This window comes from Mycolicibacterium vaccae NBRC 14118 = CIP 105934, assembly GCF_001552715.1.
Classification (GTDB): Bacteria; Actinomycetota; Actinomycetes; order Mycobacteriales; family Mycobacteriaceae; genus Mycobacterium; species Mycobacterium vaccae.
Map to the genome: position 1 here is coordinate 17,728 of NZ_BCRS01000017.1, position 24,880 is coordinate 42,607.

Genomic DNA, 24,880 nt, shown 5'->3' on the forward strand with positions numbered 1-24,880 from the left:
GCCTGATCTTGGTTCTTGCCAGGGAAAGAAACTAGGGATTTCCCCGATTCCTCTCCGGGCACCCCGCGCCTATGTTTGCAATGTCGGTTCGATCGGCTGCGGAGGGGACAGCCGATCGGGCCGATCTCTTTTCGGATGGTGACACGCTGCCGCGTGCCCGGGTCCGTAGTTCGCCATCGCCGGCTCGTCGGAGGAGCAGATCTCGGTACCCCGCGGGCAGCGCGTGTGGAAGCGGCACCCGGTGGGGGGATTCGTCGGGCTCGGCACATCGCCGTCCAGGACGATGCGTTCGCGCGCCGCGTTGCGACGGGGATCCGGGATCGGCACCGCCGACAGCAGCGCATCCGAATAGGGGTGCACCGGATGCCCGTACAGGTCGTCGGTGCGCGAGTCCTCGACGACCTTCCCGAGATACATCACCGCGACACGGTCGGACACGTGGCGGACCACGCCGAGGTCATGCGCGACGAACAGATAGGACAGACCGAACTCGTCCTGCAGATCCTTGAGCAGGTTCACGATCTGGGCCTGCACCGACACGTCGAGCGCCGAGACGGGCTCGTCGGCGACGATGAGCTTCGGGCGCAGCGCCAGCGCACGCGCGATCCCGATCCGCTGCCGCTGGCCGCCGGAGAACTCGTGCGGGTACCGGTTGAAATGCTCGGGCCGAAGGCCCACCCGGTCCAGCAGATCCTGCACCTGCCGGGTGAGGTCGGCGCCGTCGGCCAGACCGTGCAGCCGCATGGGCTCGCCGATGATCTGCCCGATCCGTTTGCGCGGATTCAGCGACGAGAACGGATCCTGGAAGATCATCTGCATCTGGCGCCGCAGCGGGCGCAGTTCGCGCCGCGACATCCCGACCAGCTCCTGCCCCAGGAAGCGCACCGATCCCGAGGTGGGCGCGGTCAACTGCAGGATTGCCCGGCACAACGTCGACTTGCCACAACCGGATTCGCCGACCAGCCCCAGCGTCTGTCCCTCCTCCAACGTCAGGCTCACCCCGTCGACCGCGCGGACGCGGCCGACCTCGCGCTCGACGACCAGCCCCGACTTGATCGGGAAGTGCTTGACGAGGTCGGTCACCTCCAGCAGCGGGGCGCTCACGGCCCCACCGTGGCTTTCGCGTGGTCGTCCAGCCAGCAGCGGTCGAGGTGGGTGACGGTGCCACCGGGTGCCAGCGGGGGCGGCGCGGCGCACCGGTCGAACTCGAACGCGCAGCGCGGGGCGAACCGGCACCCCGACGGCGGATCCAGCAGCGACGGCGGCGCGCCCGAGATCTGCGCGAGTCGTTCGGTGCGCGGATGGTCCAGCCGCGCAAGGGAACCCAACAGCCCCCAGGTGTAAGGGTGGGACGGCGCATAGAAGATGTCGTCGAGGCTGCCGTCCTCGACGATCTGACCGGCGTACATCACCACCACCCGATCGGCGACCTCGGCGACCACCCCGAGATCGTGGGTGATCAGCACGACCGCGAGGTCGCGCTCCCGGTTGAGATCGGCGAGCAGACGCAGGATCTGCGCCTGCACCGTCACGTCCAGCGCGGTCGTCGGCTCGTCGGCGATCAACACCGCCGGCTCCACCGCCAGCGCCATCGCGATCATCACCCGCTGCCGCATGCCGCCGGAGAACTCGTGCGGGTAACTGCGCACCCGCTCTTGCGGATTCGGGATCCCCACCGAACCGAGCAGTTCGACGGCACGCTGCTCGGCCTCCTTCCTGGACACGTCGCGATGGGCCCGGATCATCTCGACGATCTGATCCCCGACCCGGTACACCGGGTTCAACGAGGACATCGGATCCTGGAACACCATCGCGATCTCCTCGCCCCGGATACCGCGCAAGGCGTCCTCGTCCAGGCCGGTCAACTCCTGGCCCCGGTAGGTGACCGAACCGGTGACCCGGGTGTTGGGCGAACGGGTCAATCCGGTCAGGGTCTGGGCGGTGACGCTCTTGCCGCAGCCGGATTCGCCGACGATGGCCAGGATCTCGCCCGGCGCCAGGTCGAACGACACCCCGTCGACCGCGCGGACGACGCCGTCCTCGGTGGCGAAACTGACCCGCAGGTCCTCGACCGTCAACAAGGGTGTCACGCGACTGCCGCCTCTCCCAACCGGATTCGGGGATCGAGCACCGCGTAGGCGATGTCGACCACCGTGTTGAACAGAACGATGAAGAACGCGCCGAACAGCGTGACCGCCATCAGGGGCGGCAGGTCCAGGCTGCGGATCGCCTCCCCGGCGTAGAGGCCCACCCCGTCGAGGTTGTAGACCGTCTCGGTGAGGATCGCCCCGCCGCCCACGACCATCCCGAAATCCAGGCCGAACAGGGTGATGATCGGGATCATGGAGTTGCGCAACACATGCCGGACCCGCACCTGCCGCTCGCTGAGACCCTTGGCCCTGGCGGTGCGCACGTAGTCCTCGTTCATCGCGTCGAGCATGTTGGACCGCAGCACCCGGCTGTAGAACCCGATGAACAGCACCGCCAGCGTGAACCACGGCAGCACAAGGTGATACGCCCAGCCCAGCGGGTCCTCGGCCAGCTCCACATAGCTCCCGGTCGGGAACAGTTGGACCTTGAAGCTCAGGAAGTAGAGCAGGATCGCGGCCAGCCAGAACACCGGCACCGAGATCCCGACCAGGGACAGTATTGTCAGCGCGCGGTCGGCGAACCTGCCCGCGTGCACGGCGCTGAGATACCCGAACAGCACCGCCAGCGACATCCAGATCACCGCGGCGCCGATGCACAGCGAGAAGGTGGCAGGCAGTCCCTCCCAGATCTGTTCGACCACATTGCGATGGCTGGCATAGGAGGTCAGCTGACCGGTGAAGATCTCCTTCATCATCGTGACGTACTGGACCGGCAGCGGCTGGTCGAGCCCGAGGTCGGCGTTGACCCGGGCGATCAGCTGCGGATCGGCGTTCTTGCCCGCGATGCGCGCCGCCGGGTCCGAGTTCGGGATGACGTTGAAGATCAGGAACACGATCACCGAGATCGCGAACAGCACCGCGATCATGCCCAGCACCCGTCGTGCCACGAAGCGTGCCATGTTCAGTGCTCCAACCGGATTCGGGCCTTGGGATCCAGCGCGTCGCGCAGGCCGTCACCGAAGACGTTGAGCGCCAACACCGTCACCACGATCATCAGGCCCGGAACGATCGTCAGATGCGGTGCGGTGTAGATCATCTGGTAGCCGTCGGCGATCATCGTGCCCCAGGACGCGTTCGGCGGCCTGACCCCGGCGCCGAGGAAGCTCAGCGCCGACTCCAGCAGCATGTTGTTGGCGATGTTCAGCGTGAAGAACACGATGATCGTCGAGATGATGTTCGGCAGCAGCTCGCCGACCATGATGCGCAGCGGCCCCATGCCCTGGGCGACCGCGGCCTCGACGAACTCCTTCTCGCGCAACGCGAGTATCTCCCCGCGCAGCGGGCGTGCCATGTAGGGCACGTACACCAGACCGATGATCAGGATCGGAATCCAGATCGAATCACCGGCGACGGCAACAACTCCCAGCTTCAGGCCACCCACGGCGAGCGCGGTGCCCAGCGCGATGCCCAGGAGCAGCACCGGGAACGCCCAGATCACGTCGAGCACCCGGGACAGCGCCGCATCGATCCACCCGCGGAAGTAGCCGGCCAGCAGTGCGACCACGACGGCCAGCACGGTGGTGACCGCGGCGGCGGCCAGGCCGATGTAGATCGACGTGCGTCCGCCATAGAGCAACCGGACCATCACGTCGCGGCCGTTCTGGTCGGCCCCGAGCAGGTAGCGCCCGTGCAGACCCGGCCCCAGCGGCGTGCCGTCGGGCGACACGATGTCGGTCGCCACGCCGTCGATGACGATGGTGTCGGTGATGTGGTTGTCGTTGGGCCCGGTGTGCGCCACGTGCTGGGCCCACCACGGCGCCGCCAGGCACAGCAGCACCACCAGCACGAACAACACACCGCAGCCGAGTGCCATCTTGTTGCGGCGCAGGCGCAGCCACGCCAGATACCACGGGCTTCGGCCCTGGGTCTGCGAGGTGGGAGTCCCGGGAGGTGCCGCGGGTACGGCGACGACGTCGGTCACTTCAGCGCGAACGAGGTGAAGTCCTGTTTGAACAGCAGGTGGTGATAGGACTCGTCGAAGTCCATCCGCTCGGACAGGAACGTGGTGAACTGCTCGTTGCCGTACGGCGCCCACACCGCCTGCTCCATGTACGCCCGGTCGAGATCGGCGTACTGCTGCTCGACGCCCTCGTCGGTGATCTGCTTGGTCAGCAGCTCGTCCATCCTGGCGTTGTTGGCCGGGATGTTCGCGCGCGACAGGTTGTTCCCGTTCGTCGGCAGAATGCTGTCGCCGTGCAGCAGCGGGCGGAAGAAATCGTCCGGGTGCGGGAAGTCCTGGAACCAGTCGGCGAACCCGGTGTCCACGTCGGGGGTGGACTGGTTGCCGATCGTCGTCCAGTACACGTCCCCGGCGATGACCTTCAGGGTGGCGTTGAACCCCAGCTGGGTCAGCAGATCGTGGTAGTACTCGCCGATCCGCTTGCGGTCCGGCTCGTCGTCGGTCCACACCGTGATGTCGCGGTCGGCCGGATTCGCCTCGGCGATCAGCTGTTTGGCTTTGTCCAGATCGGGCCCCGGATAGAGCTTGTACTCCTGGTAGCCGGGCATCCCGGGGGGCAGGATCTGTTGGGTCGGGTGCAGCCGGCCACCGAAGATCCGGTTCAGCGCTTCGGGGTCGATCGCATAGTTGATCGCCTGGCGCACCTTCAGGTCGTTGAACGGGGCACGTTCGGTGTTCATGAACATGTAGTAGGTGTTGATCGACTCCTCCATGCGGAACCGGTCGGAATAGCGCGCCTTGAGTTCCTGCAACCGGTCCGACGGCGGTGGGTCCATCATGAAATCGACCTTGTTCTGGATGATGTCGGTGACCTGCGAGCCCTGGTTCTTGTTCTCGATCAGGTTGATCTTGTCGACTTCCGCGTCGGGGACCTCGTCGGCGCCGGCGTCCTTGACGGTCTGGAACTGCGGATTACGCTCCAGCGTCAGGCGTCTCGGGGCTTCGACCGAGGAGATCATGAACGGTCCGCTGGCCGGTGGCGGGCTGTTCGTGGCATCGGTGTCCAGCGGGGTGCTCGGCGGGACGGGCGCGGCGAACATCAGGCCGAGAAGATTGTCGAAAGTGCCGTTGGGCTGGGTCAACTGGATCGTGATGTCACCGGTGGCGTCGTCGGTGGTGATGCCGGTGATGGTGTTGGCGGCGCCGTCGGCGTACTCCTTGGCGCCGACGATCACGTTGAAGAACACCGAGCCGCCCGAATCGGTCTTGAACAGGCGCTGGATCGCGTAGCTGAAGTCGGACGCCTTGATCGGCGTGCCGTCGGAGTACTTCATGTTCGGCCGCAGTTTGAGCTTGTAGGTCAGCTCGTCCGGCGAGATCTCCGGTAATGACTCGGCCAGCCCTGGCACCACCTTGGTGCCCTCCTCACCCGCCTCGTGCTTGTAGGTCAACAGCGGCGTGTAGACGTTCCACAGCACCTCCCAGCCCTCCACGGTGTAGGACATCTGCGGATCGACGTAGTCGGGGAACGAGGTCGCCGACACGGTGATCTCGCCGCCCCCGCCCCCGCCGCCGCCGGAACTGTCGTCGCTGCCGCAGGCCGTCGCCCCGGAGGCCGCCAGCGCGACGATCCAGCCGATGGTCAGTGCTTGTCGCGCCACGCGCGGTAGGTGCATTGCGGTCCCCTGCTGTTATCGATGAATTCCGTGAATAGTTCCAACTACTTATTCGAACCGTTAAGCATCTTGGAGGAATTTTTCCGATCGGCAACTCGAGTTTCACAGGTTTCTTCCAGTTGGACCGCTTCGGGGCGACAATGGGGTGATGCCAGTCGAACAGAACAACAAGGTCGCGATCGTCGGGATGGGCAGCGTCGGCACCGCGATCGCCTACGCATGTCTGATTCGAGGTTCTGCCGGGGCGCTCGCCCTCTACGACGTCAACACCTCCAAGGTGCGCGCCGAGGTGCTCGACCTCAACCACGGCAGCCAGTTCGTTCCGCACTGCCGCATCACCGGCTCCGACGACATCGCCGTGACGGCGGGTTCGGCGGTCATCGTGGTGACCGCGGGCGCCAATCAGAAACCCGGCCAGAGCAGGCTTGATCTCGCCGCGGCCAACGTCGCGATAGCCCAGCAGCTGACCCCGCAGTTGCTCGAGCTTTCCCCCGACGCGGTGATCATCTTCGTCACCAACCCGGTCGACGTCGTCACCTTTGCGGCCACCCGCGCCGTGGACGCGGCTCCGGGTCACGTGTTCGGGTCCGGAACGGTGTTGGATTCCAGCAGATTCCGCTATCTCATCGCCGAGCAGGCCGACCTCGCGGTCGGCAACGTGCACGGCTTCATCGTCGGCGAGCACGGTGACTCGGAGATCTCGCTGTGGTCGAGCGTGTCGATCGGCGGAGTTCCGGCCGCGAAGTTCCGCCGCGACGGGGGGCTGATCTTCGACCAGGAGAACCAGCGCCGGATCTCGGCTGAGGTGGTCAACGCCGCCTACGAGATCATCAAGGGCAAGGGCGCGACGAACCTGGCGATCGGGCTGTCGTCGGCCCGCATCATCGAGGCGGTACTCGGTGACCAGCACCGCGTGCTGCCGGTGTCGACCGTGCAGCAGGGCGCGCTCGGGATCTCCGGTGTGGCGCTGTCGTTGCCGACGGTCGTCTCCGGGCAGGGGGCCGGCCAGGTGCTGGAGGTGTCGGTGTCGGACTCGGAGCGGCAGGGCCTGCAGGCCTCGGCGGACACGTTGCGGGAGGCCCAGCAGTCGCTAGGGCTGTGACTGACGCGCGATCCAGCGTCGGCCCGTCTTCGCCGACCTCGCCAGCGCACCGCATTCACCGAAGTAGGAGGCAACGGCCCCGACGCCGGGCACCAGGCCCAGCAGCCGGAACGGCGCGCGTGGCTGCGGACGCTTGGCGAGTTCGTCGCCGATCGCGTCGAACAGACCGACCAGGTTCCACCACGCCTTGACGACACCGGCCGGGTGCTGCGGGATCCGGGTGAGCGGGCGGGCGGCACTGGGCTCGTACACGATCACCGACAGATCGCGGTCGCACAGCACCGCCGCCAACATGCGCACCTGCGCGCGGTGGTCGGTGACGCCGAGTTCGCGTGCCACCGCGCACAGCACGGTGGCCTGGCTGACGAATCCGAGCAGATCCTGGATCGGCAGCCTGCGGCCCAGGACCCCCAGCACCCCGGGGAAGGCGACCGCGACGGTGTTCACCGCGCCGACCCGCCAGACCCACCAGTCGATGCGCTCCTCGGCGTCCATGGCGTCCCACGCCGCGGTGCCGGGCAGGTCGACGGCGTTGAGGAACTGGCCGATGGCGTCGTCGCGACGCTTCAGGGCGAACGGATCCATCCCCCACAACACGTCGAGCAGCGGGTTGATGATGCGCACCGCGGCGGTCAACGCGGCGTCCACCCCGGCATCGGTGATCTGCACGTCGGGGGTAGGCAGCATCGGCAGCATGGTCACGGTCCTCTTGATGTCCGTCGAACCCCGGGCTCAAACGTCGGGGCGGTTTGCCAGGGCGGGCTAGAACTTCAGGTAGCCGCCGTCGAGGCGCAGCACGTCGCCGGTGTGATAGGCGCTGGCCGGTCCGGCCAGATAGACCGCGACCCCCGCGACGTCGTCGGCGGTGCCCCATCGCCGCACCGGCACCCGCGGCAGCACCCGTGCGCTGAACCGCTCGTCGGCCAGCCCGTCAGCGGTCATCTCGGTGTCGAACCACCCGGGCTGGACCGTGTTCGCGCGGATCCCGTAGCGCGCGAACTCCACCGCCATGCTGTCGATCAGCGAGGTCACCCCGGCTTTGGCCGCCGCGTAGGCCGGCTGCCGCGGCATGCCCTGCAACGCTCCCAGGCTCGACACCCCGACCAGGCTGCCGCCACGGCCGGCCTCGACCATCTGCCGCGCCGCCTCGCGCAGCGTCACGAACACACCGTCGAGGTCGACGCTGGTCACCGCGCGGAACTCGGCCAGCGACGTCTCCAGCGTCGGGGTGAACGTGCCGCGGATTCCGGCGTTGGCGAAACATGAATCCAGGTAACCGAATTCGCCCCGGATGCGCGCCATCGCGTCGGTGACGGCCTGTTCGTCGGTGACGTCGCAGACCACCGGCAGCACCGGGTTGCCGTGCGCGCGCAGGGCGGCTGCGGCCGACTCCAGCCGCTGCCCGGAGCGGCCCAGGATCGCGACCGTGGCTCCGGCACGGGCCAGTCCCTCGGCCATGCCCAGCCCTATCCCGGAGCCGCCACCGGTCACCACGGAGACGTGGCCGGTCAGGTCGAAGGGGTTGGGCGGCGCGGCGGCATCGGTCACAGGGGGACCTTACGCGGGGGGCCGCCGCGCGAAGTCCGGTGCACGCTCGGGCCGCACCCCGACGCCGACGAGATAGGCCGGAACGACGGTCAGCCAGGGTGCGCGCTCAACCACGCGCAGCAGAGCTGTGGGTGGCCCGCTCAGGTTCCCGTGCACGATCGGGCCGAGAAACCGCCGGTCGATCACGCGTTGCAACGCCTGGGTGAGTGCGGTCGCGGCGATACGGCGGCGCCGCACCGCGGCCAGTCGCCGCGGCGTCACCGTGCCCTCGCGCAACGGTGCGGCCAGCAGTCGGGCCGCCGCGACCCCGTCCTGGATCGCGAGGTTGATGCCGACTCCGCCTGCCGGGGACATCGCATGGGCGGCGTCGCCGAGGAACAGCAGACCGTCGGTGTGCCAGCGCCGCAACCGATCCAGACGAACGTCAAGGAATTTGACGTCGTCGAGCGTGGTGATGGTGTCGACGGACGCGCCCGCCTCGGGCAGCAGTCCCAGCACGTCGGCGCGAAACGCGTCCAGACCCCGCGCCCGCAGCGCGGCGTCGGCGCCCTTCGGGATCAGCAGCGCGATCTGCAGATAGCCCTGGCGCGGAATCACGATCATGGCCTTGCCCGGTGCGAGCCGCGGGAACAGGGTGTAGATCGCGTCGTCGTCGGCACGGGGGAGCCGGAACCACCACACGTCGAAGCTGACCGGGAACTGCCGCAGTCGGAGGCCGACCTGTTGCCGCAGAACGGAATTGCGGCCGTCGCAGGCGATGGTCAGGTCGGCGCGCAGCTCGCCGGGGCCGTCGTCGTCGCGATAGCGCACGCCGGTCACGCGGTCGCCGTCCCGGACGAGCCCGGTCACCTCGGTGCGCATCCGCAGGGTGAACGCCGGCTCGGCCCCGCCCGCTTCGGCGAGCAGGTTGAGTAGATCCCACTGCGGCACCATCGCGACGTACGGGTGGGGCTGGCGCAACCTCTCGAAGTCGACCATGGTGACGGACCGCCCGGGCGCCACCTCCACGGTCACCCGGCGTAACTCGCTGTGTGGCAACGCGGCGAATCTCGGCCACAGCCCGAGCTCGTCGAGGAGCCGCAACGTCGTCGGGTGCACGGTGTCGCCGCGGAAGTCGCGCAGGAAATCCCCGTGCTTCTCCAGGACCGTCACTTCGACACCGGCACGGGCCAGCAGCAGGGCGAGCACCATGCCGGCGGGACCGCCACCGACGACCGCACACGTGGTTTTCGCGCTCATCGGACGATCGTGCCAGCCGGGCAGCGCGGTGTCGGCGGTATCCGGGGACTGTCAGCCGATCGAGTTCCGGTAGTCGATGCCCTGCTGCGCGGCCTGCGCCCACTGGTCCATGTCGACCACGGGGTGGATCTGGAAGGAGTTGAAGGGACTGAACTTCATGGTCTCGGCGAGCAGTTCGGTGCCGTTGTCGGTCTCCACGATGGCGAACCCGCCCTCACCGTCGACCCGACCGACGAACTGGTGGAACGTCGTGCCGGCCGGGGGCTGCCATTTGGAGAACAGCTCCAATGCCCGGCGCAGCGCCTCTTCGTTGTCCTTGCCCGCGGCGCCGAGGCGCGACGTCCAGGTCATGGCGTACTTCATCAGGTCCTCCTGGCGCATAGCTGGTGGGAAGGCCTCAGTGTGCGCCGGTAGGCGACGGCGCGCAGGTGAACCGCAGGACGCCGAGGGAGCTGCTTGAAACACCAAAGAGTAGCTGTAGCAGCAGTTTTTAGCTGCACGCAGGTGGACGTTGCCGGTGTGGGTTGCTGCCGGTTCGCTCGCCTGATCTTGACGGTTCGCCGCCGGTTACCGGCCGCCGGATCCGCGGTGACAACCGCGTTGCTCGGTACCCGCGACAAGAGGACCGCCGCGGTGCACAATGTACTGCGTACTTCGGCACCTGGTCGGTGACTTCACCAAGGGGGCCCTGTGGATGCGAGCAACAATCAATCCGCCGACAACTGTCGTCGGATGATTCGCGTGGCGGTTCTCGACGAGAACGCCATCTTCCGTCGAGGACTGCGGGCATGCCTGGAAGGCAGCGACGACGTCGACATCATTTTCGAAGGGGCGATCGGTCCGGTTCCCGAGGCTGCGGACGTGGTGATCGCCTCGGATCTCGCCGCAGCCGAGATCACGACGCAGGGTCCTGTCCTGGTCTGCAGCGATGCGCCGGGGGACAGGACGAGCGGGGGCGGCAACGTGGTCGCGGTGCTGCCACGCAGTCAGCTCACCGAGAATCAACTCGGCGCCGCCGTCCACGCCGCCGCAAGCGGACTTCGCGTGGGCGTCGCCGGTTCCGCCGTGTCCGTTCCGGTCGGCCTGCCCGAACGATCCCTGCGGGTGTTGCGTCTGCTTGCCGCCGGTTACGGGACCCGCGAGATCTCCGACGCGGTGGGATGCTCGGAGCGGACCGTGAAGTACGCCATCCGGGATGCCGAACGACACCTGGTGGCGCGCACCCGGGCGCACGTCGTCGCCGAGGCGATCCGGCAGGGGATGATCTGACATTTCCCGTACGGGCAGCACCAAAGGGCAAGGCGCGGCGGGGAAATCGCCCGAAGGTACGCACCGCAACCCAGCCCGGTGGGACGTCGATGTTGGTTCAATGAACAGATGGAGCGCACAGTCACCCTCTGGGTGGACGACTCCAACGCGATCTTTCGGCGGGGGCTCGCGGACTGTCTGGCCTCGTCCGGTTTCGCGATCGTGGGCGAGGGTTCGCACCTGCTTCCGGTGCCGGATCCAGCCCTCGCGGAGATCTTCCTTCTGGAGTTGGACCGGGCGGCCGTGTCGGCCGGGACCGACTTCGTGGCCGCCGGGACGCGCTGTGTCGGTATCGCCGAGGCGAACTCGTCGGCCTTGATGGAGGCCGCGGTCAAGGCTGGTTTCGCCGGCCTGTTGATCCGGGAGGAGATCACGCCGGCCGGCCTGGTCGCGGTGTGCCGGGCGGTGGCCTGTGGTGTGGGCTCCATTCCACCGGCGATAGTGGCGCCGCTTCTCGGGTGCGGCAACAGCCCGGCCTCGCTGGTGGATCGCGGGGTCCTGGCCTGCCGCGAACTCAACGTTCTGCGACTGCTTGCGCAGGGTAGTTCGACTCGGGACATCGCCGGCGAGCTGTGCTATTCGGAGCGCACGGTCAAGAACATCGTGCACGACACGCTCGCCAAGCTTCACTGTCGGACGCGGGCCGAAGCCGTTGCCGTGATGGCGCGTCAGGGAGCGCTGTAGTCCGTCGTCGTTGCCCCGATGGTTGCCCTTCGGCCTCTCGTCTCGGAGGGTATGCCGGATTAGCGTCGGTCTCCGACAGGTAGGAGGCCACATGTGCTCCAGATTCTGGTGGCGGGTTTCGGTGAGGTGGCACGGCGGGGGATCGGGGCCATCCTGTGCTCGCCGGACTTCGTCGTCGACGAGTGCGCACTCGAATGTGTGATGAGCGCCGTTGTCGACCGGGCTCCGGACGTGGTGGTGATCGATGCCGGATGCAGCGATCTCCCGCGTGCGGCGCGGGTCGCGTCCGCCTGCCCCGCAGTGACGGTGATCGCCTGTTCGGCCTCCGAGGAGACGATCCGGATCTTTCCGAGGTTCGGCGGCGGCGAGTGCCGGTCGCGACCGCTCAGTGCGGACACGCTGCGCGCGAGTGTGCGGGGCTGAGATGAGCATTGTCTGTCGCACCCGCTCCACGGCTGTCACGAAACGTCTACGGCCACCGCACATCACGACCAGGAGGATCCCGTCCGGAGAGCGTGGGACGGATTGGACAGTCGAGCAGATACGGAGGTTCATTCTGGACGGCGCAAAGGATTTCGTGGTGCGCCGGCGGGCGGTCGACATCCTGACCGCGCAGAGGGTCCGCGCCAGGGACTACCTCGGCGAGATCAAGGCGCTGTTCGAATGGGTGCAGGGCAACATCCGCTACACCCGTGACCCGCATCGGGTGGAGTTGCTGCATTCGGCACGCCGGATGCTCGAGTTGCGTGCCGGTGACTGCGACGACATGACCATCCTGCTCGGCGCGATGCTGCAGTCGATCGGGCATCCCGTCCGAATCGTGGTGATCGGTCCGAATGCCCGGCGCCCCGACCTGTTCAGCCACGTCTACCCCGAGGTTCAGTTCCGGGGGCGGTGGATCGCCGCGGATGCGACGGTGCCGCATCCCATGGGCTGGAAACCCCGGGCGATCGTGAAGAAAGTCATCTCGCTGCAAAGGAGACCGGTCATGAGCATGAGTGACATCGATGACGGCCTCGGTCAACCGTACGGTGCCGCGGAGCTGGTCGAGGCAGTGCGGACCAGTGGTCTGCAACCGCGCGATCCGCGGGTGAGGGGGGTCTGGGACGCACTGCGGGCGCGGGGAATGCTGTCCCGCGATCCCTGGGTGCGGCGGCTGCTGCTGCGACTCTGGCGGCAAGGACTACCGCCGGGCAACCGCCCGCGCAGTGCGGGCCGGCTGGACGCCGCGCTGCGAAGTTCCGATCAGCCCGGATACCAGGCTCCGGCCGCGTCGGCCTATTACCCCTCCGCTTACTCCGCCACTTACCCCTCCGCCGTGCCCTACTACCCCGGCGCCCGTTACTACGCGGGCGGCACGCGCTACTACCCGCGGCCGGCTCCCGACCGTTGGCGCTATCCGGCGCGGCCGGTGGCCGCGCCAGCCCCCCGGTACTACCGGCCGACGGTGCGGCGGCACTGAAGCCGCACAGAGAGAAGGAGATTGAGACCATGGCACGTGTGACAGGCGTCAAGGAGAAGCTGCACAGCCCCCTCTACGATGCCATCTTCATCAATGAGGGGGAGACCCTCGCGGATGTGATGAGGGATCCGAGCGTCATCCGGTTCTTCGTCGACGTCCAGAACAAGACCCGGCTGGAGACCAACCTCCAGGCCTCCGGCGTCCTGCCCAGCCTCAACACGTTCGAGGCCAGGGCCATGCGTGTGGTCGTCAGCGGTCCGAACCCGGACCGCTATGACACCCGCGATCTGTTCATCCCGGAACTGATCTACGGCTCGGTGGTCTCGCTTCTGGTAGGCGAGAAAGAGGCCATCACCGCGCCGACCTACATGTTTCCGTCCGGTGCGGGCGTGCTCGGATCCAACGGGGAGATGCCACTGACTCACGGTGAGCCCGACCCACTTTCGACGTTCCGGTTCGCCGAGCCGGTCTTCATCGACCCGCAGCAGAACTTCCGCGTCGAAATGCTGTTCCCGCGTGGGGTGGCACCGCTGCTGCTCGAGGAGATCGGCCCCAGGCACATCTGGGTGGTCCTCGACGGCTACCTGACACGAGACGTGCAGTGAAGGAAGGCGGTGATACCGATGCAGGATGACAATCTCTACGGTCTCGGTGACGAGGAGCTGATGACCGTGCAGGGACTCGATGACGTCGCGGACTACGGGGCGCTCTACCAATCCCCCGATGGATCACTGTTCCAGCTGCAGGGTTTCGACGGCGGACTGGAGGACGGCGCCGATGCGATACCCGGCGAGGTGAGGCTGGGAGACGACGGCCGGCTGTATCAGTGGGTGCAGGGCTATGACGGACTGGGCGACCCCGTCGGTTTCTGGTCCCTGCTGCCCGGCATCGCCAAGACGGTGCTGCCGATGGTGGCTGCCGGCGTGGCGCCCCGGCTCCGGCGGTTCCTGACACCGGTGGCGCGTCCGGCACCGGTGGTCCGGCGGTCGCCGGCGGCACCGCCGCCGACCGTCGCGCAGCAGGTACCGGAGCCGCCGGTTCCCGTACCCGACGGCGTCGACGACCTGACGGGGTACGACGGGCTGTACCAGGCCCCGGACGGCAGCCTGTACCAGATGCCGGGCGTGGGTGAGGACGAGCAGCTTTCCGACGAGGAGTATCTGCGTGGTCTCGAAGACGATGAACTCGACGGCGACGAACTCGACGGCGACGAACTCGACGGCGACGACGACGATCTACGCGGGACCGAGGGCTATCTCCGGCAGCCGGGAGCACGAGCGTGCTCGTGTTCCGGACTGCGCGGTATCGACGCCTACGTGGCGCCGCAGCCGCCGCAGACACGGGCTTTCGTCAGGCCCGCGGTGGCTCCCGATATGTGGCGACCACTCTGGTAGGGGGCGGACGATATGCAGGACGACCGATTGGGCGCGGCGCGAATACTCGGCTCACGTCAGGAATTGCGTTCCGATGGTTGGGTCGTGCCGACGCGGCTCAAGGAGATCCCGTACGACCATGTCGCGGTCTTCACCCTGGCAGGCAGGAGAGGCGCTCGGATCGAGGACGTCATCAACGTCTCCGTCGACGGCGTGTTCGTCGCGACCTCCATCGGGTACAGCTTCGTCCCGGCCGAACCGGCCGGCCCGGTGGTGTTCAGCATGCCGGACGTCAACCAGTTGCTGACGGGGTTGTTCAACGATCCGCGGGTGGGATTGCGAGCCCTGGCCGCAAGGGTTTTCGGTATCGACTTCACCTACAGCATCATCGACAGCGGAACGGGCCGCGAGCTGCAGAACCGGTCGATCCACAACACCGCCGGGCTGGGCGGTCCCGACGGTCGCCGACCGTTCCGACCGATGGCCAAGCCGATGCTGTTCCAGCCACGGTCCACGATCCGGGTGGTGGTCGATGAGATCTCGGACGGGCCGCTGTATCAGGGTGCGCAGTTGTTCATCGCCCTGCACGGCTACAAGATACTCGGCGCCGGGATATGACCGATGCCGGCGTATCAGCAGTGCGGGCGGCCGGGTGCAGGCCAGTGCGACGTATGCGACAACCCGCTTGACTCCGCTCCGTTCGACAGCAGCGCTGTGCTGCCCGCCCCCGGCCCGGGTCAGGAGATCGTGCTGGCGCGGTACTCGCTGCGGCCCCGGTACTGCGGAATGCTGCGCTTTTTCACCCAGTTCACCGACCGGTATGCCGCCGACCCGACCAAGATCCGGACTCCGGGGTACCAGTGGCAGATCCGTTCCGGCGCCCAACCGCTCGACCCCTATCTGACGTTCGAGCACATCATCAACCCGTGGGGATCCTCAGCGGTTCCGATCGATATCAGGCTTCCGGAGTCCGCGACCATCGAGTTCATCATCCGCAATGTCGGCGCTACCGGCACCGACGTGCTGTCCGAGGTCGGCGGCAGACTCGTGGGACGGCACTGGTACGACACCCGATTCGGCGGTGCGCCGAGATCGTTGTGAATCAGCTGGGGAGAATCAGGAGGCACGACAATGTATCTCAGCGATCAATCGACACGCGGTGATGTCCCGAAGCTGGTGCACCGCCGCCGGGCCGGGCGCGTCGACACGTCAGTGGCCGGTGCGCATGAGGATCAAGGCCTGCTCGGCGCGCCGATCTTCGAGTTCCCGGCGTGCGCGCCCTGTCCCCTGCCGACTGCCGCACAGTGCCGAACAGCCCTGCGGCAGGCGATCGTTCGCGCGATCGGGCTCGCCCGTACCGCTGCCGACAAGGTCGACGCGTCGATCAGCGTGGCACCCGCGGCGCGCGACGCGGACGCGGTACGCACGGCGACCATCTTCCGCAACTTCTTCGGCCACGATCCGTCGCGGCCGGTTCCGTGGGCAGGGCAGCAGGCTTCGGGCGTCAGCGTGGCCAGCCGGTTACGTTCCGCGGCCAGGGAACTCGACGGCGGTCGGCGCATCACCTTCGAATGCCGACCAGCGACGGCCGGTTGCGCGGATCACGATCTGACATGCTGCACACCGTGCGACAACGGCTGGGTGCATCCGGGCGCCGGACGCAACACCGTGGTGCTGTGCCCGCTGTTCTGGGCGGCAACCAGGGACATCCGGGCCGGGATCATCATCCACGAGATGCTCCATCTGCTGTACGGCCATCTTCGGGATGTCGGTCAGGGCAGGATCCGCAACGCCTGTTACGAAGCGTTCGCCCTGCGCCTCGCAGGAGTGACTCCGGACCCGTTCGACGTCTGCAACTGCCGGGCCACTGCCTGCCCCGCAGCGGTCTGCTGACGACGATCAGCGTTGGTAGGGAGCCGAATTCCCCGGCACGATCGGCTGGGAAGTGGTCGCGTCGACGACGATCTCGAATCTGTTGCCCAACTCGGCAGCCGTGATCCTGCGGATGGTGCGGTCGACCAGCGGATCATTGGCCCAGAGTTCGCCACGGGGGGAACGACTGACCATCACCCAGTGCCAGCCCCCTTCCAGGTCCGCCATGACGGGTGCGCCCGCCTTGAGCGCATCCATGGCCCGACGCCTGTCCACTGCCACGACCTTGACGTTCGTGACGCCGTATCGCTCGGCGAGGTCCTGGTTGAACTGGGCCAGACTGCCGGGATCGGCCGTGTGGCTGACGATCCGGCTGATCAGCAGCCGCGCTTCGGCCGAGGCGTCGCGATCGGACCTGGCTGCGAGGATGGCCGAGTTCAACGCGGCGAGCACCGTGCGGTACGTCGGTTTGCCGACTCCGAATATCGACCGGAGCGCCATACTCCGCGTCGAGCCGAGACAGAAGCTGCCTGCCGCCTCCGAGCGGTCGAACTGCTGCCGCTGCGGCGTGAAGCGCCACGGGGTGTTGCGGGTGGAGCGGCCCTGAGCGTCCGTCTTGGTGACCGGGAACCTCGTGTAGTTCAACGGGACGCCGGACTGGTTCTCGTACACCGCCTTCAGGTTCTCCAGGAACTCCGCCTCGCGGGCCCACTGCGAGAGCCTGTCGAAATACCGCAACCCCTTCACCACGGTGTGGCCTTGCCGGGCCGCCGCCTGGTAGCGGTCGCTCTCGGCCTTCATCTGTGCTCGGGCGCGACGGATCGCGTCGTCGACGGCGGTGTGCCGGGTGCGTACGGCCTCCCCGAGGCCGGAGTCGGTGCGAAGGTACATCGGATTCCTCGGGCACGCCTGCTACGGCAGCGGGACATCGACCCGGGTGGTGGCGGTGCCGGTGCCGAAGACGACCACGATGCTCCGGACGCCCTGGGCGCGTCCGGGGAGGAACTTGCGCACCGTGAGCGCGATGCGTCGGATCTCACCGGCGATCGCCTTGCGGCTGCCGAAGTCACCCGTGCCGTATTGCGGCAGAACCACTTTCACGAAGGCTGCATTGCTGCGGCCCGCCTGTTCGAGCTGCTCGGCGAGTGCCAGTGCGAACACCCGGGCGTCGGGATAGGTCTGCGCCTCCTGCTCGGCCGTGTCCCTGGCGTACCGTGCGGCGGCCTCTTCGGTGGGTCCCGCGGTTTCTGCGGCCCTGCGCGTTCTGGTGAGCCGTGCCCGCACGTGCGAGGGCAGCAGCGCCTCGGGGCTGACCTGTTCTACGACCGCGTGTTCGATGCGTGTCACCACGTCGACCGGTAGGACGGCGCCTGCCTGGCTGGGCGTCCGGGGCCTGGCGCCGCGACGGGGGCCGCGCCAGGTCAGGCGCACGATGTCGGATGGGGGTGGCTCCTGCCTCGGCGAGGGCGGGACGGGGGGAGGCGCGGCGGGTTCGGGAAAGACCTGTACGCCCGGTATTCCGGTGAGTTTGCGGAATCCTTCGGGGATCACCTCCCGGCCGATGTGGGCGAGGGCGGCCATCGACGGGCGGTTGGAACAGAAGCTGCTTCCGGTGTGCTCGGGTGTCGGCGAGTACAGGTCGAGGTGGGCGTCGAACTCGTCGCGCGATCTCGGCGATCCGACGGAGATGTGGAGGCTGTCGGACGGTGAGATCTCCCGCAGCGTGGTCTGCCCTTTGTGCAGGCTCGCACCCACTCCCTGGGCCATGCAGAACCGGCCCGTGGCCATCAGCGATCGGATGAGCGCATCGCCGGATTGCGCGGCGAAGTGCACCGCCGGCGTGACGCCCGGGACCCGAAGTGCGCGATCGGCGACCATGAAGGGCGCCTCGCCGGCGGTGACCTTGACGATGCGGTGAACCTGTGGCCACACCCCGTAGCGGCACATCCGGTTGAAGATCGTCGTCAGCGCGAAGCGGACGTCGCGGTCGAGCCCGTCGAACCATTCGGCCGGCTTGGCGAACGACGCGGACACCACCCGCCGCAGCTCGGCTGGTTGCTTGTCGAAGCGGTCGACGGAGACGGCCGAACAATCGGCGGACGCACCTGGAGGCTGCCCGAGGCCCGGACCGGTCACGACGTACATGGCACGCCACCAGCCTGGCTCGAATCCCCGCCCGGGGCGCGTCTGTTCATGACGTCATCCTCGCGGCGACAGGGGTGTGCCGGCAGGGGTGAGCGGGCAGACTTTCGGGCATGCCGGGAACCGGGGTGGGCTGACGTGACCGCAGTGCAGATGGGTACGGCGTCGGGACGGTGGGTGCTGCTGGCCACGGTGCTCGGATCCGGCCTGGTGATGGTCGACGGCACCGTGGTCAACGTCGCGCTCCCGCACATCGGCAGCGACCTCGGGGCGGGATTCGGCAGTCTGCAGTGGATCGTCAACGCGTACACACTCACGCTGGCCTCCCTCATCCTGCTGGGCGGTGCTCTCGGAGACCGGTTCGGGCGGCGGCGGATCTTCCTGATCGGGGTGGTCTGGTTCGCGCTGGCCTCCCTGGCCTGCGGCCTCGCCCCGAACGCCGAGGTGCTCATCGCCGCGCGAGCACTGCAGGGCGTTGGCGGTGCCCTGCTGACACCCGGCAGTCTGGCGTTGATCTCGGCGTCATTCCGTGCCGATGACCGGGCTGCGGCGATCGGCGCATGGTCCGGTCTGGGCGGGATCGCCGGGGCCGTAGGCCCGTTCCTGGGTGGCATCCTGGTCGAGTGGAGTTGGCGTGCAGTCTTCCTCATCAATTTGCCGCTGGCGGTCATCGTGGTCGCGGTGACCGCGGCGCGGGTCCCCGAAAGCCGTAACTGGGAAGCGTCGAGAGGTCTCGATCTCGCCGGTGCCGTGCTGATGGTGGCCGGGCTGGGGGCGCTCACGCATGGGCTCACCGAACTCGGAACCGGCCGTGCGGACTTCGGGTCGGTGTCGAGCATCGCGGTCGGCGTCCTCGCGCTGACCGCGTTCGTCGTCGTGGAGCGCCGCTCCGATCATCCGCTCGTGTCGCCGAAGTTGTTCAGCGACCGGAACTTCCGGGTGGCCAATGCGATGACGCTGTTGATCTACGGGGCGCTCGGCGCGGTGTTCCTGTTGCTGGTGCTGCAACTGCAGATCGTCGCCGGCTTCAGTCCGGTCGCCGCAGGTACCGCACTGCTGCCGTTCACCGCGGTGATGCTCGTCTTCTCGTCGCGCGCCGGAGCGCTTTCCAGTCGGATCGGGCCGCGGCTGCCCATGACCGTCGGCCCGTTGATCGCCGCAGGCGGTCTCCTGCTGATGATGCGGATAGGCCCCGACGCGTCGTGGCCGTTCGACGTCGCGCCCGCGGCTGTCGTCTTCGGTGCCGGCATGGTGCTCGTGGTGGCCCCGCTGACCGCGACGGTGCTGGACTCCGCCCCTGAGAGCATGGCCGGATCCGCCTCGGGGGTGAACAACGCGCTGGCCCGTGCCGGTGGGCTGCTGGCCGTGGCCGTGCTCCCCGGGGTGGCAGGGATCAGCGGCGGCGACTACGCCGCGCCCGAGGCCTTCGCGACCGGCTTCCGTGTGGCCTTGCTGATCTCGGCCGCCCTCATGGTGATCGCCGCGGTGATGGCGGGCGTCGGGATCCGGCGCGCGCCGATCGGTCGGACCGGTCGGATTCCGGTCGAGAACTGCACCCACTGCGGGCTCGCGGGCCTGCCGCCCCATCCGGCCACCGAGAGCTGCTGACAGGACAGACATGAGTAGGCGGCCCCGGCGGCGGGTATGCCCGGACTTGGCCGTCATCATCCAGAGGAGCCGCTCATGATTCATCGATTCCTGCGTCTGGCGACCGGCGTCGTCGCCGCGGTTCTGCTGCTGATCGGGGCGAGCCCACCGACCGCGCTGGCCGACGACCGGCTCGACTTCACCGCGACCACGCTCAGCGGCGCGCCGTTCGACGGGGCGTCGCTGCAGGGCAAGCCCGCGGTGCTGTGGTTCTGGACTCCGTGGTGCCCGTTCTGCAACGCCGAGGCGCCGTCGGTCAGCAAGGTCGCCGCGGCGAACCCGGGAGTGACGTTCGTGGGTGTCGCCGCCCGCTCCGACGTCGACGCGATGCGGGGATTCGTGTCGAAGTACGGCCTGAACTTCACCAACCTCGACGACGCCGACGGCGCCATCTGGGCGCGCTACAACGTGCCGTGGCAGCCCGCCTACGTGTTCTACCGCGCCGACGGCTCGTCGACGTTCGTGAACAACCCGACCTCGGCGATGCCGGAACAGGAACTCCAGGAGCGGGTGTCCGCGCTCGGCGCGTAAACGCGTGCAGCAGAATCTGATCGGGTTGGCGTTCGCGGCCGGCCTGGTGGCGGCGCTGAACCCGTGTGGGTTCGCGATGCTGCCCGCCTATCTCGCGCTGGTGGTGCGTGGGAGCGGCACCCGGGTTTCGACGGCGGTGGGACGTGCGGTCGCCGCGACGTTGGCGATGACCCTCGGTTTCCTTGTGGTGTTCGCCGTTTTCGGGGTGCTGACCGTCGCCCTGGCTTCCTTGGTGCAGCAGTACATGCCCTACGTCACGGTGGTCGTCGGCGTCGTGCTCGTGGTGCTCGGCGGCTGGCTGCTGTCCGGTCGGGCACTGACCGTGCTGATGCCGGACCGGGTGACCGCCGGCGTCTCCGCCCCCACAGCTCGGCTCGGTTCGATGTTCGGGTACGGGGTGGGCTATGCGCTGGCGTCGCTGTCGTGCACGGTGGGCCCGTTCCTGGCCGTCACCGGCGCCGGTCTCGGCACTGCCGGCGCAGGACGGGTGTGGGTCTATCTGGCCTATGCCGCGGGATTCGCGTTGGTGGTCGGCACCCTGGCCGTCAGCGTCGCCGTCGCGGGTTCTGCGCTGGCCGATCCGCTCCGGCGGATCCTGCCGTACGTCAACCGAATCGGTGGAGCCGCGCTGATTCTGGTGGGACTCTACGTCGCGTACTACGGCTACTACGAAATCCGGTTGTTCGCCGGCGGCGACCCCGCGGATCCGGTCATCGCCGCCGCGGGTCGGGTGCAGGGCGCGATCGCCGGTTGGGTGCACCGGCAGGGACCGTGGCCGTGGCTGGTCCTACTCGCGGCGACCGCGGTCGCCGCCTGGCTCCTCAGACGCGCATACGTCCGACGCGGTCAGCTGAAGCAGTAGGAGTCCGACGACGCGTCGCCGCCCTGCAGCCGGATCTGGTGGACGCGCAGGCCGCGGAACTCGTCGCCGTGCGGAAAGAAGTTCTCGTCGAGGCTCAGCCCACCGTCGGGTGCGACGTCGAGTTTGGCCATCCAGGCGCCGACGCCATCGGGGTAGAACTGGTCGTCCCATGCCCCGTACAGCGAGTTGGTGAAGTACACCCGGCTTCCGTCGCGGCTGACCTCGACCATCTGCGGGCCGCCGGCCAACGGCATGTCGGGCATCGCGGGGTGAGGGGTGCGGCCCACGATCCCACCGAGCCGCACCGATCCGGTCGGTCGCGGCCGCGCGGGATCGGAGACATCGAACTGTTTGAGTTCGCCTGTGCCCCAACAGGACACGTAAAGGAACCGGTCGTCGACCGACAAGTCGATGTCGGAGATCAGCGGCGGCACCGCGCCGAACGGCTTGAGTGCGGGAGGCAGGAGCTCCGGGTCGGCGGGTTCGGCGGGAACGGTGATGACCTTCTCGACGTTCCAGACGTCGCCGTCGCGGAACCAACGCCAGACCGATCCGGACAGGTCTTCGGTGGAGATCACGACGCCGACGAAGCCCCACGTCGCCTCGGGGTCATGGGACGGTCGCACTTCCAGCGCCATCTGGTGCTGGGGGCCCAGCTCGACACGCTGCCGATGCTCGCCGGTGGCGAGGTCCCAGAAATGTATGGCGTGGCCATACTTGTTGTCCAGCAACAGTTCCGGCACGATACCGTTCTCGATCATCGATGGGCTGGCCCACTCGCTGGAGATCAGCACGTTCTGATTCAGATGCCACCAGGCGTCGTAGTGGAAGTGCTGCGGGCCGCGGTCGGTCTCCCAGGCGCGCAGCACGTCGAACGTCGTGTGGTCGAGCAGTGCGATCCCGCCGGGTCCGTCGTCGTCGCCCTCCGCGCCGCCCAGACAGGTCAGGAAGACGCCGTCGGGACCGCAGTGCAGCGTGTGCGGGCGCGAGTACCCGGCCCGGGTCGACAGGCTTGCCGCGTCGATGGTCTTGACCAGCGCCGGGGTCCGCGGGTCCGGCTGGGTGTCGAACACGTAGACGTTGGACGACCGCAGCCCGGGAACCAGGAGATGCCGACGGGCAAGGCCGTGCATGTCGTGGCCTTCGTGCTTGAGCGCGCTGCTGCACGCATTCCAGCCGAAGTGATGCAGTTCGTCACCGCGGCCGGGAACGTCGGTCCAGCCGACCACACGCCCGTAGGTGGCCGACCCCGGCTCCACGTCGACGACCGTCATCGCATCGGGTTTTCGGGCGTCGCGATCGAAAGCCACGACGTAGGCCAGCTTTTCGTCCGGAGCTGCCGCCGCCTCGGCGGCGGTCCGGTAGAACGTCGGATCGATGGACGGATGAGCCATGTTGGCACCTCCCCGATGGGGCCCCTGTGCCGATCGTAGTCTCGGCGACAGACCTGAACCGCCGTTTCGGGCACCGAAACGGTGGTTCGTTCATGTCGTCGACCGGGCGCGCCTACGGCGGGCTTGGGCGGGCTGCCGGGTCGGCGTGATCCGGCCCTTCACGCCGTTGACCGAAGCCCGATCCAGCAGTTCCTGGTAGAAGTCGGCCGACACGACGGCGGTGCGGCTGAGCAGGAATCCGCTTCCGCCGGTGGAGTCGGTGACGACGGCCCACTGGTAGTCGTCGTCGAGGTCCACGATCCAGTAGTTGCCCGGCGGCCTGGCCGACGGCGCGCCGACGAACCGCACGTTGAGCCGGTTGTTGGCGGCATTCACCGGCAACGCCGCGCCGACGATCGACGACTTCGGCCCGTTGTCGACGAAGTAGTTGCCCGAGTTCTCGACCCGCACCGAGCCGTTCGGGTTGAAGCTGTACACGGCTTTGGTGTTGACCAGGCCGATCGAGAAGAACTGTTTGACGCTGCCGACCTCGTACCAGGTGCCGAGGTAGCGGTTCAGGTCGACCACGGGCGCCGGAGCGAGCACGACGGCCGCGGCGTCGCCCAGCACGATGTACTGCCCGGGGACCCCGTAGATGCCGCTGCCGTCGACCGGGCCCAGGCCGAGGTACATGTCGTTGATCCACCCGGTGGCCAGCGTGTACGCGGCCTCGGTGTTGCCGCGCGGCGAGACCCCTGCGACAAGCTGCGCGAAGAAGTCGAAGAGTGCGTTTCCGCCGATCAGCGCGTCGGCGTGGGAGCCGCGGGCCAGGGTCACGCCGACGAACCGGTCTGGGCGCGCCGCCACCAGTTCCCGGGTGGTCGATCCGTTGCCGTTCCAGGGCTGGGGCGGGGCGGCGACCTGATAGACGGGGATGAACGGGTCGTCGATCTTGGCCAGCGCACCCGGGATCACACCGTTGTAGGCGTAGCCGTCGAACATCACCACGCCGCGCAGGCTGCCGTTGTTGGCCGGATCGTCGGAGTAGTAGCCGCCGACCGCCGTGGCGAAGCCACCGCCCCCGGACTGGCCGGAGAGCACGAACTCCTCGGGAAGCGAGCCGAGGAAGCCGGCCGTGTTGGCGCTGGTGGTCAGCGATGCGCGGTCGCCGAGGAACATCGACGCGACGGCCTCCTGCATCGGTACGCCGTTGATCCAGCAGCCGGAACAGGCCAGCGGGAACGACGACAGGTTCGGCGCCACCACGATGCTGTTGGTCTGCTGCGACAGTGTCTGGGCCAGCCTGGACAGGGCCGCCTTGTTGCCCAGGAAGCCGTGCTGCAGCCAGATCACCCCGGTCGCCGCCACCGAACCGTCCGCCTGCGTCGGCAGATACCAGTCCGCGCGGGTCGTATAACCGTTGCGGCCCACCGGAATCGTGAGCGCGGCCCGGCCGGTCTTGACGCCCGTGACTGCGGCGGCCTGCACGGCCGGGGTGACCTCGGGCCGAGGGGCCTCGGGTTCGGTGATCGCGGCTTCGGCGACCTCGGCTTGGGCGACCTCAGCTTCGGTGAGCTCGGGCTCGGCTGCGTCGCTGTGCCTTGCCCCGGCACGTTCGGTGACCGAAGCCGGCTCCGCCTCGACCGGGTCGGCGTCGACGGGGTCTGCCTCGACCGGGTCCGCTTCGACGGGGTCTGCCTCGACCGGGTCGGCGTCGACGGGGTCCGCTTCAACCGGGTCCGGTGAGTCGGACGCGTCAGACGTGGCCGAAGTGTCTGGCGTGCCGGAAGTGCCTGACGTGTCGGTGGTGCCGGAAGGGCCCGACGTGTCGGAAGTGTCGGTGACGGAACGTTTGTCGTCGGACTCGGACTGGCTGGACGTACCGGCACCCGCACCCGCGCCCGCCGACGTCTCGGTGTCGGCGGCGGCCACACCGTGACCGGCGCCCAGCGCGATACCCGCGCCCGCGCCCAGCGTCGACAACCACAGCGCCCAGCGTCTCGAGTTCACA

The 24,880-nt window shown here is 68.1% G+C and carries 26 protein-coding genes; 13 read left to right on the top strand and 13 right to left on the bottom strand.

Translation table 11 applies throughout. The annotated features are described in order from the left end of the window. Positions 1-69: 69 nt before the first annotated feature. The 5 genes from MVA01S_RS05590 to MVA01S_RS05610 are packed head-to-tail and all read right to left on the bottom strand — an operon-like array spanning position 70 to position 5,726. A complete protein-coding gene (locus MVA01S_RS05590; RefSeq protein ID WP_003933007.1) occupies positions 70-1,104 on the bottom strand; it encodes an ABC transporter ATP-binding protein in 1,035 nt (344 codons plus the stop codon). Further along, positions 1,101-2,090: an ABC transporter ATP-binding protein gene (locus MVA01S_RS05595; protein WP_003933006.1), complete on the bottom strand. Its 990-nt coding sequence runs from the start codon at positions 2,088-2,090 to the stop codon at positions 1,101-1,103. Before MVA01S_RS05595 ends, MVA01S_RS05590 begins: the two co-directional genes overlap by 4 nt. Beyond that, complete coding sequence (locus tag MVA01S_RS05600) at positions 2,087-3,049, bottom strand: ABC transporter permease (protein ID WP_003933005.1); 963 nt, start codon at positions 3,047-3,049, stop codon at positions 2,087-2,089. The genes MVA01S_RS05595 and MVA01S_RS05600 overlap by 4 nt, the downstream gene beginning before the upstream one ends. A 2-nt stretch (positions 3,050-3,051) precedes the next feature. Beyond that, a complete protein-coding gene (locus MVA01S_RS05605) occupies positions 3,052-4,071 on the bottom strand; it encodes an ABC transporter permease (RefSeq protein ID WP_003933004.1) in 1,020 nt (339 codons plus the stop codon). Further along, complete coding sequence (locus MVA01S_RS05610) at positions 4,068-5,726, bottom strand: ABC transporter substrate-binding protein (RefSeq protein ID WP_003933003.1); 1,659 nt, start codon at positions 5,724-5,726, stop codon at positions 4,068-4,070. Before MVA01S_RS05610 ends, MVA01S_RS05605 begins: the two co-directional genes overlap by 4 nt. A gap of 148 nt (positions 5,727-5,874) precedes the next feature. Here MVA01S_RS05610 and MVA01S_RS05615 point away from each other — a divergent pair, with 148 nt between their 5' ends. Then, the gene (locus tag MVA01S_RS05615; protein WP_003933002.1) at positions 5,875-6,828 is read left to right on the top strand and encodes an L-lactate dehydrogenase; all 954 of its coding nucleotides are present in this window, start codon (positions 5,875-5,877) and stop codon (positions 6,826-6,828) included. Here MVA01S_RS05615 and MVA01S_RS05620 read toward each other — a convergent pair. From MVA01S_RS05620 to MVA01S_RS05635, 4 genes are all read right to left on the bottom strand, one after another. Then, positions 6,817-7,515, bottom strand: coding sequence for a hypothetical protein (locus MVA01S_RS05620; protein WP_237024321.1), 699 nt, complete (start codon positions 7,513-7,515; stop codon positions 6,817-6,819). The two genes, MVA01S_RS05615 and MVA01S_RS05620, sit on opposite strands and share 12 nt — an antisense overlap. Positions 7,516-7,590: 75 nt before the next feature. Further along, positions 7,591-8,376 carry an SDR family NAD(P)-dependent oxidoreductase gene (locus MVA01S_RS05625; protein ID WP_003933000.1) on the bottom strand — a complete coding sequence of 262 codons (786 nt, stop codon included), beginning with the start codon at positions 8,374-8,376 and terminating at the stop codon, positions 7,591-7,593. A 9-nt stretch (positions 8,377-8,385) separates the two neighbouring features. Continuing rightward, positions 8,386-9,615 carry an FAD-dependent oxidoreductase gene (locus MVA01S_RS05630; protein WP_003932999.1) on the bottom strand — a complete coding sequence of 410 codons (1,230 nt, stop codon included), beginning with the start codon at positions 9,613-9,615 and terminating at the stop codon, positions 8,386-8,388. 51 nt (positions 9,616-9,666) lie between these two features. Continuing rightward, entirely contained in the window at positions 9,667-9,978 is a 312-nt protein-coding gene (locus tag MVA01S_RS05635) for a DUF3303 domain-containing protein (RefSeq protein WP_040542873.1), read from the bottom strand. 369 nt (positions 9,979-10,347) lie between these two features. On the opposite strand from MVA01S_RS05635, the gene MVA01S_RS05640 reads away from it, so the two are divergent. From MVA01S_RS05640 to MVA01S_RS05680, 9 genes are all read left to right on the top strand, one after another. Continuing rightward, entirely contained in the window at positions 10,348-10,884 is a 537-nt protein-coding gene (locus MVA01S_RS05640; protein ID WP_051015365.1) for a response regulator transcription factor, read from the top strand. Positions 10,885-10,992: 108 nt separating this feature from the next. Further along, positions 10,993-11,607 (top strand): response regulator transcription factor, encoded by a 615-nt coding sequence (locus MVA01S_RS05645; RefSeq protein WP_003932996.1) that lies wholly within the window; start codon positions 10,993-10,995, stop codon positions 11,605-11,607. Positions 11,608-11,700: 93 nt separating this feature from the next. Next, on the top strand, positions 11,701-12,030 hold the full coding sequence (locus tag MVA01S_RS05650; RefSeq protein ID WP_003932995.1) for a hypothetical protein: 330 nt from the start codon (positions 11,701-11,703) through the stop codon (positions 12,028-12,030). 157 nt (positions 12,031-12,187) lie between these two features. Continuing rightward, on the top strand, positions 12,188-13,069 hold the full coding sequence (locus tag MVA01S_RS05655; protein ID WP_159426302.1) for a transglutaminase-like domain-containing protein: 882 nt from the start codon (positions 12,188-12,190) through the stop codon (positions 13,067-13,069). Between the two features lie 29 nt (positions 13,070-13,098). Next, positions 13,099-13,674: a hypothetical protein gene (locus MVA01S_RS05660; RefSeq protein ID WP_003932993.1), complete on the top strand. Its 576-nt coding sequence runs from the start codon at positions 13,099-13,101 to the stop codon at positions 13,672-13,674. Positions 13,675-13,692: 18 nt separating this feature from the next. Continuing rightward, on the top strand, positions 13,693-14,463 hold the full coding sequence (locus MVA01S_RS05665; protein WP_003932992.1) for a hypothetical protein: 771 nt from the start codon (positions 13,693-13,695) through the stop codon (positions 14,461-14,463). 84 nt (positions 14,464-14,547) lie between these two features. Next, on the top strand, positions 14,548-15,060 hold the full coding sequence (locus MVA01S_RS05670; RefSeq protein WP_003932991.1) for a hypothetical protein: 513 nt from the start codon (positions 14,548-14,550) through the stop codon (positions 15,058-15,060). Positions 15,061-15,156: 96 nt separating this feature from the next. Further along, positions 15,157-15,543 carry a hypothetical protein gene (locus MVA01S_RS05675; protein WP_040542762.1) on the top strand — a complete coding sequence of 129 codons (387 nt, stop codon included), beginning with the start codon at positions 15,157-15,159 and terminating at the stop codon, positions 15,541-15,543. 30 nt (positions 15,544-15,573) lie between these two features. Further along, positions 15,574-16,335, top strand: a complete 762-nt coding sequence (locus MVA01S_RS05680; protein WP_003932989.1) for a M35 family metalloendopeptidase — start codon at positions 15,574-15,576, stop codon at positions 16,333-16,335. A gap of 6 nt (positions 16,336-16,341) precedes the next feature. Here the strand turns inward: MVA01S_RS05680 and MVA01S_RS05685 are convergent, their stop codons facing one another. Together MVA01S_RS05685 and MVA01S_RS05690 are read right to left on the bottom strand one after the other, a co-directional pair. After that, positions 16,342-17,205, bottom strand: a complete 864-nt coding sequence (locus tag MVA01S_RS05685; RefSeq protein WP_003932988.1) for a hypothetical protein — start codon at positions 17,203-17,205, stop codon at positions 16,342-16,344. A 21-nt stretch (positions 17,206-17,226) separates the two neighbouring features. Continuing rightward, complete coding sequence (locus tag MVA01S_RS05690) at positions 17,227-18,450, bottom strand: hypothetical protein (protein ID WP_144033082.1); 1,224 nt, start codon at positions 18,448-18,450, stop codon at positions 17,227-17,229. A 159-nt stretch (positions 18,451-18,609) separates the two neighbouring features. On the opposite strand from MVA01S_RS05690, the gene MVA01S_RS05695 reads away from it, so the two are divergent. The 3 genes from MVA01S_RS05695 to MVA01S_RS05705 all read left to right on the top strand — a co-directional run bounded on the left by MVA01S_RS05695 (position 18,610) and on the right by MVA01S_RS05705 (position 21,496). Then, positions 18,610-20,064 carry an MFS transporter gene (locus MVA01S_RS05695; RefSeq protein ID WP_237024460.1) on the top strand — a complete coding sequence of 485 codons (1,455 nt, stop codon included), beginning with the start codon at positions 18,610-18,612 and terminating at the stop codon, positions 20,062-20,064. Positions 20,065-20,139: 75 nt separating this feature from the next. Further along, positions 20,140-20,634, top strand: a complete 495-nt coding sequence (locus MVA01S_RS05700; RefSeq protein ID WP_003932985.1) for a disulfide bond-forming protein DsbE — start codon at positions 20,140-20,142, stop codon at positions 20,632-20,634. 4 nt (positions 20,635-20,638) lie between these two features. Further along, positions 20,639-21,496: a cytochrome c biogenesis CcdA family protein gene (locus MVA01S_RS05705; protein WP_003932984.1), complete on the top strand. Its 858-nt coding sequence runs from the start codon at positions 20,639-20,641 to the stop codon at positions 21,494-21,496. Here the strand turns inward: MVA01S_RS05705 and MVA01S_RS05710 are convergent. Both MVA01S_RS05710 and MVA01S_RS05715 read right to left on the bottom strand, forming a co-directional pair. Next, entirely contained in the window at positions 21,481-22,890 is a 1,410-nt protein-coding gene (locus tag MVA01S_RS05710; RefSeq protein ID WP_003932983.1) for a selenium-binding protein SBP56-related protein, read from the bottom strand. The two genes, MVA01S_RS05705 and MVA01S_RS05710, sit on opposite strands and share 16 nt — an antisense overlap. A gap of 90 nt (positions 22,891-22,980) precedes the next feature. Continuing rightward, positions 22,981-24,879 carry a lipocalin family protein gene (locus MVA01S_RS05715; RefSeq protein ID WP_003932982.1) on the bottom strand — a complete coding sequence of 633 codons (1,899 nt, stop codon included), beginning with the start codon at positions 24,877-24,879 and terminating at the stop codon, positions 22,981-22,983. Position 24,880: the final 1 nt, after the last annotated feature.

Coding starts and splice junctions, on each gene's coding strand:
- MVA01S_RS05600 (WP_003933005.1), bottom strand. CDS start 3,049: ATGGCACGCTTCGTGGCACGACGGGTGCTGGGCATGATCGCGGTGCTG.
- MVA01S_RS05610 (WP_003933003.1), bottom strand. CDS start 5,726: ATGCACCTACCGCGCGTGGCGCGACAAGCACTGACCATCGGCTGGATC.
- MVA01S_RS05615 (WP_003933002.1), top strand. CDS start 5,875: ATGCCAGTCGAACAGAACAACAAGGTCGCGATCGTCGGGATGGGCAGC.
- MVA01S_RS05620 (WP_237024321.1), bottom strand. CDS start 7,515: ATGCTGCCTACCCCCGACGTGCAGATCACCGATGCCGGGGTGGACGCC.
- MVA01S_RS05630 (WP_003932999.1), bottom strand. CDS start 9,615: ATGAGCGCGAAAACCACGTGTGCGGTCGTCGGTGGCGGTCCCGCCGGC.
- MVA01S_RS05635 (WP_040542873.1), bottom strand. CDS start 9,978: ATGAAGTACGCCATGACCTGGACGTCGCGCCTCGGCGCCGCGGGCAAG.
- MVA01S_RS05640 (WP_051015365.1), top strand. CDS start 10,348: ATGATTCGCGTGGCGGTTCTCGACGAGAACGCCATCTTCCGTCGAGGA.
- MVA01S_RS05645 (WP_003932996.1), top strand. CDS start 10,993: ATGGAGCGCACAGTCACCCTCTGGGTGGACGACTCCAACGCGATCTTT.
- MVA01S_RS05660 (WP_003932993.1), top strand. CDS start 13,099: ATGGCACGTGTGACAGGCGTCAAGGAGAAGCTGCACAGCCCCCTCTAC.
- MVA01S_RS05665 (WP_003932992.1), top strand. CDS start 13,693: ATGCAGGATGACAATCTCTACGGTCTCGGTGACGAGGAGCTGATGACC.
- MVA01S_RS05680 (WP_003932989.1), top strand. CDS start 15,574: ATGTATCTCAGCGATCAATCGACACGCGGTGATGTCCCGAAGCTGGTG.
- MVA01S_RS05685 (WP_003932988.1), bottom strand. CDS start 17,205: ATGTACCTTCGCACCGACTCCGGCCTCGGGGAGGCCGTACGCACCCGG.
- MVA01S_RS05695 (WP_237024460.1), top strand. CDS start 18,610: ATGGGTACGGCGTCGGGACGGTGGGTGCTGCTGGCCACGGTGCTCGGA.
- MVA01S_RS05700 (WP_003932985.1), top strand. CDS start 20,140: ATGATTCATCGATTCCTGCGTCTGGCGACCGGCGTCGTCGCCGCGGTT.
- MVA01S_RS05710 (WP_003932983.1), bottom strand. CDS start 22,890: ATGGCTCATCCGTCCATCGATCCGACGTTCTACCGGACCGCCGCCGAG.